Below are 13,397 nucleotides of genomic sequence, written 5' to 3' on the forward strand. Positions count from 1 at the left end.
GCCTTGCCCCTTTGTCTTGGTGCTCTATTGCCTCGAGACCTTATCGCCCTTTCATTTTCCCTCTCATCTCGGTAATCATGTTTTCCAGATCGGCTTCCGCCTTGCTCCGCTCGCTCAGGAGTTGGTCGAGATTGTATGGCCGGGCCGGCATGGGAGGTTCAGTTGGAGCCGGCTTGACGGAGGGCCCCATCGTGGTTCCCGGCTTTGGTGAAGTCGTGGCTTGAGGCGCTGAAGTCGATGGTGCCGTAGACACTGGCGGTGGTGTTTCAGCCGCCGCTTTCGTCGAGGAGGACGCGGCTTGCGCCGCGGAAGCGGTGCCGGTCACGCCCTGCTCGCTAAGCCACTGTCTGGCGACCGTCGATTTGAGCGAGAAACTGATGCTGGTGATGGGCAAACCGTCCGGGGCCACGCGGGCAATCGCCGTGTTCACCCCGACCATACGGCCTTCGCTATCGACGAGGGGTCCCCCGGAGTTCCCCCGGTTCAGGCCCGTTTCCGTCTGGAAAACATGCTTGCCTTTCACGCCGTTGAAATTATCGACTTCCGCGCTGATCACTCCGGTGGTCAAGGTCCACAAGCCGCCCTGCTCCGGATGGCCGATCGCAATGACTCGATCGCCGATTCTGGTCCGTTCCGAGTCGCTCAAGTCGATCACGGGAAACGGCCCTCTGACCCCTTCCAATTTTAGTAACGCCAGATCCAGCGGCGATGAATAGGCGAGGACCCGCGCCTTCGCCATACGGGACAGATCCACCTTCGTATCCCCTGTCACTCTGCCGGGTTTCAAGAACACGGATAATCGCGGATAGGGTTTTCCGGTCTTTTCCTCGATGACCACATGCGCGTTGGTGAGCACCAACCCGTCCGCCTGTATGATGGAGCCGGTGCCGCCGCTGCCGCTCTTCCCGCTCTCCGGATGCCCCATGACCATGACGACCGCGGGCGAGGTCTGCTCGTAAATCTCCCGTGGGCTGAGCTCTTTTGCCTGCGCCAGGCCGGCCAACAGCCCCAGGATGAGTCCCGCAGAGATCAGTCTCATGGCATTCTCCTGTTGAGACGAATGAACCGCCTTACCGGTCTTCAACGACCGGATCGGCCGATGGGTGACGGGCGCGCTATGAACGCCGATAGAACTGAGCGATCGTCTCGACGACATAGCCAAGCTGATCGTCCGACAATTCGGCATAAATCGGGAGAGAGAGGACCTGCTCAGCCGCCTGCTCCGAGACCGGAAACGAGCCTTTCTGGTAGCCCAAGCTCTTGTAGCAATTTTGGAGGTGCATCGGGAGTGGATAGTAAATCTCGGTACCGACCCCTTTTTCTTTGAGATAGGCACGCAGATCATCGCGCCGGGAGACGCGGATCGTATATTGATTGTAGACGTGGAAATTGCTGGGATGGACCGCGGGGAGCGTTACATGGTCCAAGAGCCCTGCTTGTTTGAACAACTGCTCATACCGAACCGCATTGCGGCGCCGGCCCTCGGCCCACTGATCCAGATACTTGAGCTTGATGTGCAGGACAACGGCCTGGAGCGCGTCCAAACGGCTGTTGATGCCGATCGCCTCATGCAGATAACGTACGCGACTGCCATGCACTCGTAACATGGAGAGGGAATCCGCCAGCGCCTGATCGTTCGTCGTGATCATTCCTCCGTCCCCGAAGCCGCCAAGATTCTTCGATGGGAAAAAGCTGAAGCAACCGGTGGCTCCGAGCACGCCTGCCCGGACGTCGTTCTGTGCCGCGCCGATGGCTTGGCAAGCATCCTCGATTACCGGAATCTTCTTGCCTTTGGCAATCCCATTAATGGCCGCCATGTCCGCGCACTGACCGAAGAGATGGACGGGAATGATGGCTTTCGTTCTCGGTGTAATCGCCTGTTCCAGCCTGGCAGAATCGAGGTTGAACGTGTCCGGCTGAATGTCCACAAACACCGGCTTGGCGCCGAGCCGGGAGATGGCTCCAGCTGTCGCAAAGAACGTGAACGGGACAGTGATGACCTCGTCGCCGTGCCCCACCCCCAGCGCCATCAACGAGAGCAAAAGGGCATCGCTCCCCGACGCGCATCCGATCGCATAGCGCGCTCCGGTATACCGGGCCATCGCCTCCTCAAACGCCACCACGCGAGGGCCCAACACAAACCCCTGTTCGTCGCAGATCGATTCGATGGCCGAAAGAATCTCCGCACGGAGTGGCTTGAATTGGGCTTTGAGATCGAGAAGGGGAATGTTCATTTCAGCCTTGTTCGTCGGACCATAGTGGCCAGAGCAAGATGAATACCTTGGACGGAATATCTTTGCAAGCACAGAATGCAAACTTTGGCGATACGGCTAACGAAAGTCCCGGCGCTGGAAGATGATGCTGGCCGACAGAAGAAGGAAGGTGACATAGGTGAGCCCGTACAGGACAATCAGCAACAGGTCAGATGTGGACACCTCCAGATGGTGGACGACGTGTCCTTTCAGGTTAAAGCGTTCCAGATTGGGCAGAACATAGTAGAGGCCGTTCATGACAGCCTGCATCCCCTCGCCCATCTTTTCGGCAAACGTCTTGAGATCCGCGGTGAGGTGGCCGATGACATAGGTGGCTAAGGTAAAGATCGCACTCAATGTCGCACTGGTGAAGGTCGAGCAGAGTAATGCCACCGCGGTGACTACCATGCATTCGAGCAGGATCAAGCCGATCGCCTTGAACAGTACCGCCTCAATCGGCACGTTTTGGGCCAACAAGACCGCTAGCAGTCCTGCCGTCATGATGGTCAAATTCACAAAGAGCGTGATAGTGAGCCCGATGTACTTGCCTAACAGGAACTCGTACCGTGCCACCGGTTTCGACACAATAGTGTAAATCGTCTTCTTCTCGATTTCCTTATTGACCAGACCAATGCCGACGAAAATAGCGATGAGAACGCTAAATATATTCGTGCTTGCTAAGCCGACATCCAGCAGCAACCGGTGAAACTCGCCCAATGTGAGCCGCATCAACAGAAGCGAACTCCCGATCATTAGCAGAGCGAACACCAGCAAATTGTAGAGCAGTTTATCTCGGAGGTTTTCACGGAACGTATTGAGCGCGATCGACAGGACCTTCATACGTGTACCTCGCCCACTTGCTGAACTCTATGGGCTTCTTTGACAAAGAGGTCTTCGAGCGAGGCCTTGTGGGGCACCAGCGATACTAGCTTGGCCCTGTTCGCTCGCAATACATCCAAAGCCTCATCGACATCCCGCTGAGCGTTCAAGACAGCCAGGACCCGCTCCCCGTGAAGCACGACTTTCGTCGCGAGCGACCGCAGTTGTTCGATCCCTCCTGAGGAGAGACGGTCCACCACCATCTCCACTTCCTGGGTGGCGCCCCGCTCGATCAAATCGGCCACTTCGCCGCACGCCACCAACTTGCCCTTCATAATCATAGCGACACGGTCGCACAACATCTCCGCATCGTGCAGAATATGAGAACTGAACATCACAGTCTTGCCGGCTTCTTTGAGACGCAAAATTAGATCCCGCACTTCCTTGCGCCCGATCGGATCCAGGCCTGACATCGGTTCATCCAGAATGACCAATTCGGGGTCGTTGATTAAGGCCTGGGCGATGCCGACCCGCTGCAACATACCCTTGGAAAATTTCCGCAGTTGCAAGTCACAGGCATGGGTCATTCCTACCAACTCCAGTAATTCGTCGACGCGCTTGTTAAGTGTGGCTCCCCACAGACCGAACAGATGCCCATAGAATGCCAGAAATTCCCGGCTTGTGAGATAGTCATAAAAGTAGGGGGACTCCGGGAGAAAGCCGAGTTTGGCCTTGGCATTGGGATCTCCGACTGGGTGGCCGAACAGTTGCGCGTCTCCGCTGGTCGGATAAATCAACCCCATAAGCATTTTCAATGTTGTCGTCTTGCCAGCGCCGTTCGGCCCAAGAAATCCGAAGACCTCTCCCTTTCGAACCTCTAAGGACAATCCCTCCACCGCGACGACACGACGCCCCCAGAAGCCCACACGAAACACCTTTCGCAGGGCTTCCGTCTGCACAACATGTTTAGTTTCGTTCTGCATCTTGATCGCTTATCCCACTTGCCCTTTATCCAGACGGTATACCTTGAGACGCTTGGGATGGGTACTACTTGAAATGTTTCCGGTGAACGGATCGAAGGTGTAGTTTCCTCCGAACGGCTCTTCAGGCAGCTGCGCGATTTCTCCGCTCATGATCAGATCGCTGAGTGCACTAGGAAAGTGTCCTCGTTTTCTGAGAAAGGCGTCGCGAGCCGCTTCCAGATTCCGTATATCGCGCTCAATTATGATTTCCTTCGCCCGCTTTTCCAACACTTCCCGCATATCCGGATCGGAAGTCTGTAACCACAGTGCTCTCAGTAATTGAAGTGCCACATCGGGGTTGTTGGCCTCGGCATACATTCGGCTGGCAAGGCCGGGTAGATAGGCGGGACCTCCCGGCAGCTTCGCAGCGGCCGACATGTATTCCGCACCTTTGGCTGCATCCTCGAGGATAAAATAATGGTTGTACCCCAATAGAAACGGCAGGCTCCATTCGTCAGGATTTGCTCGGTATCCCTTCTCGAGCAATTGATTGCTCAGATCCGTCCGATTGGCTAAGCTCGTAAGCACCACGCCGCCGACATAAAAGGCATAGTCGTACTGCGGATCGAGCGTCGTGATGACGTCCAATGCATGGTACATCCATTCATACTCGTCGGTAGTGTTCTTCTTTTTCCCGAGCACTTGGAGTAACTGTAGCCAGAGCAGATCGGCACCGAGGTGCTGATAGCCGAGGAGCACCGGCTTCAAGTGGTCCCCATGGGGCAACTGCGCCAGGTGCTCAATGCGGCTTGTGTCGCGATCCAGACGTTGATCGAGTGCCTGCTGCAAAGTCAGGAGACCAATCAGTGCCGTGAGAGCAAGTACGAAACAAATAATGGCCGAGAAAGGGAAGCGTTGAGAGCTCGTCATGCAGCGCCTGCAAATACCGTGTTGAGGGTGCCCACGGTTTCATGCTCTTAAAACAGCCTGGCCCGCCGGATTTTACACCGGCGGGCCAGGCGAGTGCACTTCACACCGGCTTAGTAGACGCCGGTCGTGCAATCATTAGCACCATGGTCAACCGTGGAATCCCATCTGGAAACGGCGGCATCTCCATCCAAATTGGACCAGGCCGCGGCAAGAAAATTGTTATTACCAGCTGCTCCGGCACCGGCTGTGCCAACAGCAGGAGCCGCAGCAGCAACCGCAGCACAGGAAGTGGCTACCGTATAGATACCAGGAGCAGCAACAGTCGTTGCATTGACTTGATACTCGTATCTCACGCTTCCGGTGGCTCTAAATCCAATATCGGAGTGAAAGCCTGTGAACACGGCAGTGCACCATGCGGCACCGGGGGCAGTTGGTCCAAGTCCAACACCCCATACAACTGGAGTTACTTTTGTACCAGCCGCCGGTGCTGCCACACCTTCAGCTTGAGTGCCGATGTAACAGCCCTGTTCCCCGGAGAAGCTGACTTCCGAAGTCTTGATCGCCTGCAAGTTGGTCTTTGCCTCAGATTGCTGAGACTTCATCTGGTACTGCAGGAAGTTCGGGATGGCGATGGCCGCCAGGATGCCGATGATCGCGACGACGATCATCAGCTCGATGAGGGTAAAACCCTCTTGTTTCCGGAATACCTTACACATCGTACTGCCTCCTTGTTGATGGTTCACTGACGGCCCAAGGCCCACACTTTGTTGGTGCCCAATAACCCGCGGCGCTTGCATTGCCGCCTGCCTGCTGTCTTAGCAGGTTTGGTGCCCGCCAGTGATGACCCTCCCTTTGCCATCGCGCCCTTGAAAGACAACTAGTTACAAACCTGATCGGTAAGGAAATCGCCGTACAAAGAGGCTTCGGTTTTCCGGATTCTGCTCTGGAATGCCGAGAATTGGCACTTTTATACGCTCCTAGACCTTTTGGTGCAAGGATTCAGAGCGTTTAAAGCCGCGATCCGGAGGCTTATCAGAAGCTATTCGCGAAGATGGACCGTATTACGGTGTGGCTTGCTGCAGTTGTATCTTCTCTGATACGCGACGTTTGGCTTGTTGGATACGGTCTTCCTGTGCAGGATCACCCATGCCGTATTCGCGGAACCGCTGGAGGAGCTTTTCGTTTGACGGGTCGAGTTCGAGCGAATGGAGCCAGGCTTCCCTCGCGTCGGCTAGGCGTTCTTGCTTCATGTAGATTTCGCCGAGGTGTTCGTAGATCACCGGATCGTCGCCCACTAAGGAGACGGCTCGCTTGATCTCATTGAGGGCTTCCGCAAGCATTCCGGATTTATAAAACGCCCATCCCAAGCTATCGACGTAGTAGCCGTTGTCCGGCTTCAGGGCCACCGCTTGTCTTGTCAGCGAGAGGGCCTGGTCGATCTTGATGCCGCGCTCCGCGTAGCTGTAGCCGAGATAATTCAACGCATCGGCATGATGCGGATCAAGAGCGAGCGCCGCTTCCATTTCCCGTACGACGTCGTCAAACCGGTCCAGTTTGTCGTAGGCCGTCCCGAGGTTGAAATGCAAATCGGCGTTTTTGGGATTGTGCTTGATCCCCTCCTCGAACGCCTGCGACGCTTGGCCGAACTGCTCGGATTGCAGATAGGCCAGCCCGAGGACGATATGCGGCTCCGGTTGTTTGGGATTGAGGCGGACCGCTTCGGTCAGATGGGCAATCGCCTCAGAAAACTGTTTCAGACGGTAGTGCAGGACCCCCAGGTGAATATGACTCTCGACGAACGTCGGATCCAACTGGATGTTGAATCGATAGGTTTCTACGGCCTTCGGAAAGTCCCTCGTCTCCTCGTACATATAGCCGAGATAGTCGCGGATCTTCAGTTCGGCCGGTCTGACCTTCAAGACGGCCGTGAGTTGCTCAATCGCCTTGGCGTATTCCTTCTTCTCCCCATAGATCAACGCCATCCGCAACTGGGCATCGAGATCTCCCGGGTCCTCGTCCAACATTTTTTGCAGTTCGGCGAGCCCTCCGGTGTAATCCCTGGTGGCGATATACAACTGGATCAGGTGTTGGCGGATGTCCTTGTTCCGCGGGTTCACGCGCTGCAGATACTTCTGCAGAACGGCAATCGCTTTGTCTTTTTCCTGTCGTGACTCGAAGAAGGAGGCCTGGGCGAGGTAGGCCGGCTCGAATGTGGGATTCACCGAGATCGCGCGCTCGAAGCTGTTCAGGGCTTGCTCGGTGTTGCCCGCCTCCATCGAAATGCGCCCCAGATAGTAGTAGCCCAACGCGGATTCCGGGGCATGCTGCAAACCGAGCTTCACGGCCTGCTCCGCTTCGGCCACACGCTTTTGGTTCAGGAGAATGATGCCCTTGGGGAAATAGGATTCTCCCCTGGTGGGCTCGCGTTCGATCGCCAGATCCAACATGTACAGCGCGCGATCCGGCTTTCCCGAGCTGGCCAGGATGCCGGCCATTTGTGTCAGGACCTGTGCATCTTGCCCCGTCCCTTCGCCGACTTCTTCGGCGTACTTGACGGCGTTGGCCTGGTCTCCCAACCCATAGTAGAGGCCTGCCAAGCGGGCTTTGACTTCACGGGACGACGGATCGGCCTTGAGCGCCGCCATATATTCGCGCAGCGCGCCTTCTGTGTCCTGCGCGAGCTCCGCCTGATACCCCATCATGAAATGATATGTGGCCGACGCGTCGGGTGCGGGGGCGACCGGCGATTTTGCCGGCGCCGACACCGGCACGATCGTCTCCTGGGGATGCGGGGACGCAGCGCAGGCCATCATGATCGCGGGAATCAAGGCGGCCAACAATCCGTTTCCAACACGGGAAACGCGGCGCCGGTTCGCCGGGAAAAGACCGAAAAGCGGTAATTGATACACGGTGCCTTTGGATAGAAGGTGGAACGTCGAGGAGGATTATACCGAGCGAAAGAACGATGCGCAAACCACTTCAGGATTCACGAAGATCCAGGCTTTCGAACTTGGCAAACCGGTCTTGGAAAAACAGCTCTTTCTTTCCGATCGGCCCGTTGCGGTGTTTGCTGACGATGATGTCCGCGATGCCTTTACGTTCGGAGTTTTGATCGTACACGTCCTCCCGGTAGATGAACATCACGACGTCGGCGTCCTGCTCGATCGCGCCGCTCTCGCGCAGATCGGCCAGCATGGGGATCGGCGGTTTGCGCGCTTCGACCGCCCGGCTCAACTGCGATAAGGCGACGACCGGTACGTTGAGTTCCTTGGCTAATGCCTTGAGCGAGCGCGAAATGTCCGAAATTTCCTGTTGCCGAGATTCCGAATCGCTGCGCCCCTGCATGAGCTGCAGGTAGTCGACGATCAGCAGATCCAGCCCTTTTTCCGCTTTGAGGCGTCGAGCCTTGCCGCGCATCTGCTGCACCGTAATCCCGCCCGTATCGTCGATATAAATGGGGGCCTGCTCCAGCCGTCCGGCGGCTTCCGCCAGCCGCCACCAATCTTCCTTCTGCAGTTTGCCGGTCCGCAGGGCGTGGGAATCCACCCGCGCTTCGGAGCTCAACATGCGCAGCACAATTTGCGGCTTCGACATTTCAAGACTGAAGATGCCGACGACCGAGCCGGCATGAATCGCCGCATGCGTCGCAAAGCCCAATGCCAGGCTCGTCTTCCCCATGCTGGGCCGGCCCGCGACGACGACCAGATCGGAGGGTTGCAGCCCCGCCGTCAAATCGTCCAAATCATAGTAGCCGGTGGGCACGCCCGTGACGTGCTCCTTGCGCTTCGAGAGCTTATCGACCAGATCCAGGCTTTCTTTGATGATCTGATTGATCGGGCTGAACGACCGCTCCAGCTTCCCCTGCGCGATGCTGAAGACCGACCGCTCCGCAAAATCGAGCAGGTCGTCGATTGAAGCGGTGCCCTCATACCCTCGCGCCAGCACCTCTGTGGAGGTGTTGATCAGCTGGCGAGCCACGGCCTTGTCCCGCACGATCTTGCAGTGGTACCGGATATTGGCCGAGCTCGGGACGATCTGCACCAACTCGGCCAAATAGGCCGCCCCGCCGACCGACTCCAACTCGCCCTGCGCCTTCAACCGTTCGGTCAGCGTGATCTGATCGATGACCTCGCCGATGTCGGACAAGTCCAGCATCGCGCGATACACTTTTCGGTGCGCCGTGCGGTAGAAATCTTCTTCCACCAGGAGTTCCATCGCCTTCGGCATCGCACCGTTGTCCAGCAAAATGGCGCCCAACACCGACTGTTCCGCTTCGAGGTTCTGCGGCGGCAGCTTCGGCTGTGACAAATCGACCGCGGCTGACGGCTTCATCGCTTCCTCACGTGCCCCTTTTGGTCCTGTCCCCGCGCCCCTGTCCATTCCGCGCGGCGACATCATTGGTTCTCGACGCCAGGTCGAGCCCGCGGAACAACCGGTCGACGTTCAAGGCGAACCCTGTAGACGGAATATCCCGGCCGAATCGTCCGATCAGATGGTCGTAGCGGCCGCCGCCGCCCAATTCGACGCCGATCCCTTCGGCGAAGACGTCGAACACCACGCCGTCGTAGTAGTCGAATCCCCTGAACTCTCCCAGATCGAGGAACAAGACATCCTCGTGCCCCGCATCGCAGAGACACCGGTACACCTTGGTCAAGCGGTCCAGCGCCTGCAGGAGCGGTTTCTCCCCCGCTGCCAGCCGTCGTCCTCTGGCCAACACTTCCGCCTGGCCACAGAGTTCCGGCGCTTCGAGAATGGCGCGCACGAAGGACTTCGACACCCGTTCCTCCGTCAGGATTTCCTGAAGACGGGGCAGGTCCTTGCGCGCCGCCGCCTGCTCCGCGCGCTTCTGCCCATCACCGGTGAGCCCGGCGCGCACCAGCAGTCCCTTGAAGAATCCCACGTGCCCCAACGAAATCTTGAAGGAGCGGAGTCCCACGTGCCGCAGACAGTCGATGAGAAGGGAAATGATTTCGGTGTCGGCCGCCGCATCGTCCGCTCCGATCAGCTCGGCGCCGACCTGAAAGATTTCCCGGTCGCGCCCCGCATGTTCCGGCTCATGGCGGAACACGGACGCCCGGTACGACAACTTCAGAGGCAACCGGGAGCCGACCATCCCCATCGCCACCGTGCGGGCGATCTGCGCGGTGGCATCGGGCCGCAACAGCATGATGCGGCCGGTCGTCCGATCGGCGAACGTGAAACACTTTTCGATCAGATCCGGCTCCAAACCGGGGGCTAGCACGTCGAGATATTCGAACGTCGGCAGGATGATCTCGTCGTATCCCCAACGGCCGATCTCCGCGAGCAGCTGAGCTTCCAGACGACGGACGTGCCGGGCCGCCTCGGGGAGGATGGTCGCCATCCCCACCGGCACAAGTGACCGTTCCTGTAGCGTGTGGCTCCGCCCCGGCTGAGGCCGGGGCGCCGAAGAAGTAGAGGCCATACCCACCCGACGGACGTTAGCCGACTATGACAGGTTTGCGACTTTGACCGAAAGAATGTTCGAGCTGGATTTGATCTGGCCGAGCACCGTGGAGGGGAAATCCGTATCCGAGCCGATGATCAGCAACGCGTTGCCCCCCCGCTTTTCCAACGCGCATTGCATGCGCACGATGTTGATGTTGTGGTCGCCCAACACCTTGCCCACCATGCCGATCACGCCGGGACGATCGATATTGTGGATCAGCAGCATGTGGCCTTCCGGGACCACTTCCACCTTGAACTGATCGATTTCGATGACCCGCGCATCCTTCTTGTTGTAGAGCGTGCCCGCCACCTGGTGAGCCGCCTTGCCGGCCTCGACCCGGACACGAATGAGGCTGGTAAAGTCGCCGGCATCCGAACTCTTCACCTCTTTGACTTCAATGCCGCGTTCCTTCGCCACGATCGGGGCGTTCACATAGTTGATGGCGTACTCCATGATCGGCGTCAGCAAGCCTTTCAGAACGGCAATGGTCAGGGGCGCCACGGTCAGGCCGGCCACCTCACCACTATATTCCACGGTCACCCGCTCAATGCCGCCTTCGCACAGCTGCGTTTGGAGCGAGCCGAGCTTCTCGGCCAGCGTGAGATACGGCTGTAGCCGCGGCAGCAGATCGGGGGGGACGGAGGGAATATTGACCGCGCCTTTGGCGACGCCTTTCGTGAAATACTCCACCACCTGTTCGGCAATGCCGACCGCCACGTTTTCCTGCGCTTCCGTCGTCTGGGCTCCGATGTGGGGCGTGCAGATGAAATTGTCAAGCGTCAGCAGGGGATGGTCCGCCTTGACCGGCTCCTCGTCGAAGACATCGAAGGCCGCAGCCGCGACCCGCTTGGTCTTCAGCGCGTCGACCAAATCGGTTTCGTTCACGATGCCGCCCCTGGCGCAATTGACGATCAAGACACCCGGCTTCATCTTCGCGATGGCAGCGGCATTGATGAGCCCCTTGGTTTCCGGCGTGAGCGGCGTATGCACCGAAATGATGTCCGCCCGACGGAACAATTCGTCCAGCTCGACCATGGTGACGCCCATCTTCTCCGCCCGCTCCTGCGCCAAGTACGGATCATAGGCGACGACGCTCATGCCGATGCCCTGCGCCAGTTTGGACAGATAGCCGCCGATTTGACCGACGCCCACGATGCCGAGCACCTTGTTGTAGAGCTCGAGCCCCATGAATTTATCTTTTTCCCACTTGCCGCTTTTGACGGAGGCAGTGGCTTGAGGAATCCGGCGGGCCATGGCGCAGATCATCGACAGGGTGTGCTCCGCCGTCGTGACGGTGTTGCCGCCCGGGGTATTCATGACGACGATGCCGCGCCGCGTGGCGGCCGGCGTATCGACGTTGTCGAGCCCGGAGCCGGCCCGGCCGACGACTTTGAGCTTCTCGGCAGCGGCGATGACCTCCGCCGTCACCTTGGTCCCGGACCGGACGATGAGCCCGTCGGCATCCTTCACTTCCTTGAGCAGCTCGTCCTTCGGCAACTTGGTCTTCACCACGACGGTAAAGCCGGCCTTCTCCAGGACCTCGACCCCCTGTTTCGACAAACTGTCACTGACCAGAATCTTCATCCCTGCCGCCATTGCGTCCCTCGCCGTCGGTTACTTCGCCATCAGGATTTCTTGCGCCTTGCCGACACCGCTCCCCAGCTTCACCGGATGGCCGAGCCCCTTCAACACCATCTCGGTCGCGGCCAGCGCCGCGATGACGTCGAACGTATCCGCGTACCCCATATGGGACAAACGGAAGATCTTGCCTTTCAGATGATCCTGTCCGCCGGCCGCCGTCATGCCGTATTGCGTGCGGAGATTCTTATAGACCGCCTGTCCATCGATGCCCTCCGGCGCGGAGACGGCCGTCAGCGCGTCGCTGGGAGATTCCTTCGGGAACAACGACAGCCCGGCCGCCTTCACACCTTCCCGCATCGCGTGCGCCAACCGGCCCTGCCGGGCGAACATCTTTTCCAACCCCTCGGCCTTCATGATCTTGAAGACTTCCTGCAGGCCGATGATCAGCGAGACAGTCGGCGTAAAAGCGGTCTGATTCTTGATCTGGTTTTCGCGTTCCTTCTTGAAGTTGAAATAGAATGCGGCATTCTTCGCCTTGTCGGCCAGCGCCCAGGCCTTGTCGCTCACGCTGACGAACGCCATCCCGGGCGGCAGCATCAAAGCCTTCTGTGAACCGGTAATGACGACGTCCAACCCCCACGCGTCGGTCTTGATGTCGAACACGCCCAGCGCGGTGATCGCATCCACGACCAAAATCGTATTATCGTAACCCTTGACGATCTCGCCCAACGCCCGCACGTCATGTGACACACCGGTGGAGGTTTCACTCGCTTGCACGTAGACCGCCTTGATAGCCGGGTCCTTCTTCAAGGCATCGGCCACGAGCTGCGGGTTGACCGCGTGGCCCCATTCGACCTTGATTTCGGTGGCCTGAACGCCGAAGGTCTTGCACAGCTTGCCCCAGCGCTCGCCGAACTTGCCGCCGTTCACGAAGAGCGCTTTGTCGCCGGGCGAAAGAAAATTGGAGACGGCTCCTTCCATCCCGCCCGTCCCGGAGGAGGCCAACATCAGCACGTCGTTGCGGGTCTGGAACAACCACTTCAACCCCTCGCGCACTTCCGCAAAGATCGGGTCGAATTCCGGAGCCCGATGGTGGATCATCGGCCGCGCCATCGCCAACAGCACTTCCGGTGGCACGGGTGTGGGCCCCGGCGCCAACAAATACCGCTTCAACATTGATCGATCCTCCTTCGGTGATATCCGGTGGGAAGCCGTCAGAAAAGAGCCGGTACGCTATCACCGGCGCCCGGAAACTGTCAAGAAATCACAAACGCAACCAGCGAAGTTTTCAGGGCGTTTTTACGGCCTTTCTCCGGTATGCTCGCGCACCAGCTAGTTGCTAATCCGCCCGCCCGACGCGATCCGCTACCAAAGATGGCCGGGTTG

At 58.5% G+C, this 13,397-nt stretch carries 11 protein-coding genes; all 11 read right to left on the reverse strand.

Translation table 11 applies throughout. The annotated features are described in order from the left end of the window. Nucleotides 1-40: 40 nt before the first annotated feature. Nucleotides 41-1,039 (reverse strand): S1C family serine protease, encoded by a 999-nt coding sequence (locus NITMOv2_RS17300; protein ID WP_053381052.1) that lies wholly within the window; start codon nucleotides 1,037-1,039, stop codon nucleotides 41-43. 76 nt (nucleotides 1,040-1,115) lie between these two features. Then, nucleotides 1,116-2,234 (reverse strand): DegT/DnrJ/EryC1/StrS family aminotransferase, encoded by a 1,119-nt coding sequence (locus tag NITMOv2_RS17305; RefSeq protein ID WP_053381053.1) that lies wholly within the window; start codon nucleotides 2,232-2,234, stop codon nucleotides 1,116-1,118. Between the two features lie 96 nt (nucleotides 2,235-2,330). Then, nucleotides 2,331-3,092: an ABC transporter permease gene (locus tag NITMOv2_RS17310; RefSeq protein WP_053381054.1), complete on the reverse strand. Its 762-nt coding sequence runs from the start codon at nucleotides 3,090-3,092 to the stop codon at nucleotides 2,331-2,333. Beyond that, the gene (locus NITMOv2_RS17315) at nucleotides 3,089-3,997 is read right to left on the reverse strand and encodes an ABC transporter ATP-binding protein (RefSeq protein WP_238590386.1); all 909 of its coding nucleotides are present in this window, start codon (nucleotides 3,995-3,997) and stop codon (nucleotides 3,089-3,091) included. The genes NITMOv2_RS17310 and NITMOv2_RS17315 overlap by 4 nt, the downstream gene beginning before the upstream one ends. Before the next feature lie 66 nt (nucleotides 3,998-4,063). Then, entirely contained in the window at nucleotides 4,064-4,963 is a 900-nt protein-coding gene (locus NITMOv2_RS17320) for a hypothetical protein (protein ID WP_053381056.1), read from the reverse strand. Between the two features lie 110 nt (nucleotides 4,964-5,073). Then, nucleotides 5,074-5,679: a type IV pilin protein gene (locus NITMOv2_RS24755; protein ID WP_083448153.1), complete on the reverse strand. Its 606-nt coding sequence runs from the start codon at nucleotides 5,677-5,679 to the stop codon at nucleotides 5,074-5,076. Between the two features lie 345 nt (nucleotides 5,680-6,024). Further along, nucleotides 6,025-7,791, reverse strand: a complete 1,767-nt coding sequence (locus NITMOv2_RS17330; RefSeq protein WP_145976402.1) for a tetratricopeptide repeat protein — start codon at nucleotides 7,789-7,791, stop codon at nucleotides 6,025-6,027. Nucleotides 7,792-7,942: 151 nt separating this feature from the next. Further along, nucleotides 7,943-9,295, reverse strand: a complete 1,353-nt coding sequence (dnaB, locus tag NITMOv2_RS17335) for a replicative DNA helicase (RefSeq protein ID WP_053381058.1) — start codon at nucleotides 9,293-9,295, stop codon at nucleotides 7,943-7,945. Between the two features lie 7 nt (nucleotides 9,296-9,302). After that, a complete protein-coding gene (gene hisZ / locus NITMOv2_RS17340) occupies nucleotides 9,303-10,325 on the reverse strand; it encodes an ATP phosphoribosyltransferase regulatory subunit (protein ID WP_053381059.1) in 1,023 nt (340 codons plus the stop codon). A gap of 105 nt (nucleotides 10,326-10,430) precedes the next feature. Further along, nucleotides 10,431-12,014 (reverse strand): phosphoglycerate dehydrogenase, encoded by a 1,584-nt coding sequence (serA, locus tag NITMOv2_RS17345; RefSeq protein ID WP_053381060.1) that lies wholly within the window; start codon nucleotides 12,012-12,014, stop codon nucleotides 10,431-10,433. A 30-nt stretch (nucleotides 12,015-12,044) separates the two neighbouring features. Further along, a complete protein-coding gene (locus NITMOv2_RS17350; RefSeq protein ID WP_053381061.1) occupies nucleotides 12,045-13,187 on the reverse strand; it encodes a pyridoxal-phosphate-dependent aminotransferase family protein in 1,143 nt (380 codons plus the stop codon). Nucleotides 13,188-13,397 lie beyond the last annotated feature (210 nt).

Source organism: Nitrospira moscoviensis, from assembly GCF_001273775.1.
Taxonomy (GTDB): domain Bacteria; phylum Nitrospirota; class Nitrospiria; order Nitrospirales; family Nitrospiraceae; genus Nitrospira_D; species Nitrospira_D moscoviensis.

Coding starts and splice junctions, on each gene's coding strand:
- serA (WP_053381060.1), bottom strand. CDS start 12,014: ATGAAGATTCTGGTCAGTGACAGTTTGTCGAAACAGGGGGTCGAGGTC.
- NITMOv2_RS17350 (WP_053381061.1), bottom strand. CDS start 13,187: ATGTTGAAGCGGTATTTGTTGGCGCCGGGGCCCACACCCGTGCCACCG.
- NITMOv2_RS24755 (WP_083448153.1), bottom strand. CDS start 5,679: ATGTGTAAGGTATTCCGGAAACAAGAGGGTTTTACCCTCATCGAGCTG.
- NITMOv2_RS17300 (WP_053381052.1), bottom strand. CDS start 1,039: ATGAGACTGATCTCTGCGGGACTCATCCTGGGGCTGTTGGCCGGCCTG.
- NITMOv2_RS17305 (WP_053381053.1), bottom strand. CDS start 2,234: ATGAACATTCCCCTTCTCGATCTCAAAGCCCAATTCAAGCCACTCCGT.
- NITMOv2_RS17310 (WP_053381054.1), bottom strand. CDS start 3,092: ATGAAGGTCCTGTCGATCGCGCTCAATACGTTCCGTGAAAACCTCCGA.
- hisZ (WP_053381059.1), bottom strand. CDS start 10,325: ATGGCGACCATCCTCCCCGAGGCGGCCCGGCACGTCCGTCGTCTGGAA.
- dnaB (WP_053381058.1), bottom strand. CDS start 9,295: ATGAAGCCGTCAGCCGCGGTCGATTTGTCACAGCCGAAGCTGCCGCCG.
- NITMOv2_RS17320 (WP_053381056.1), bottom strand. CDS start 4,963: ATGACGAGCTCTCAACGCTTCCCTTTCTCGGCCATTATTTGTTTCGTA.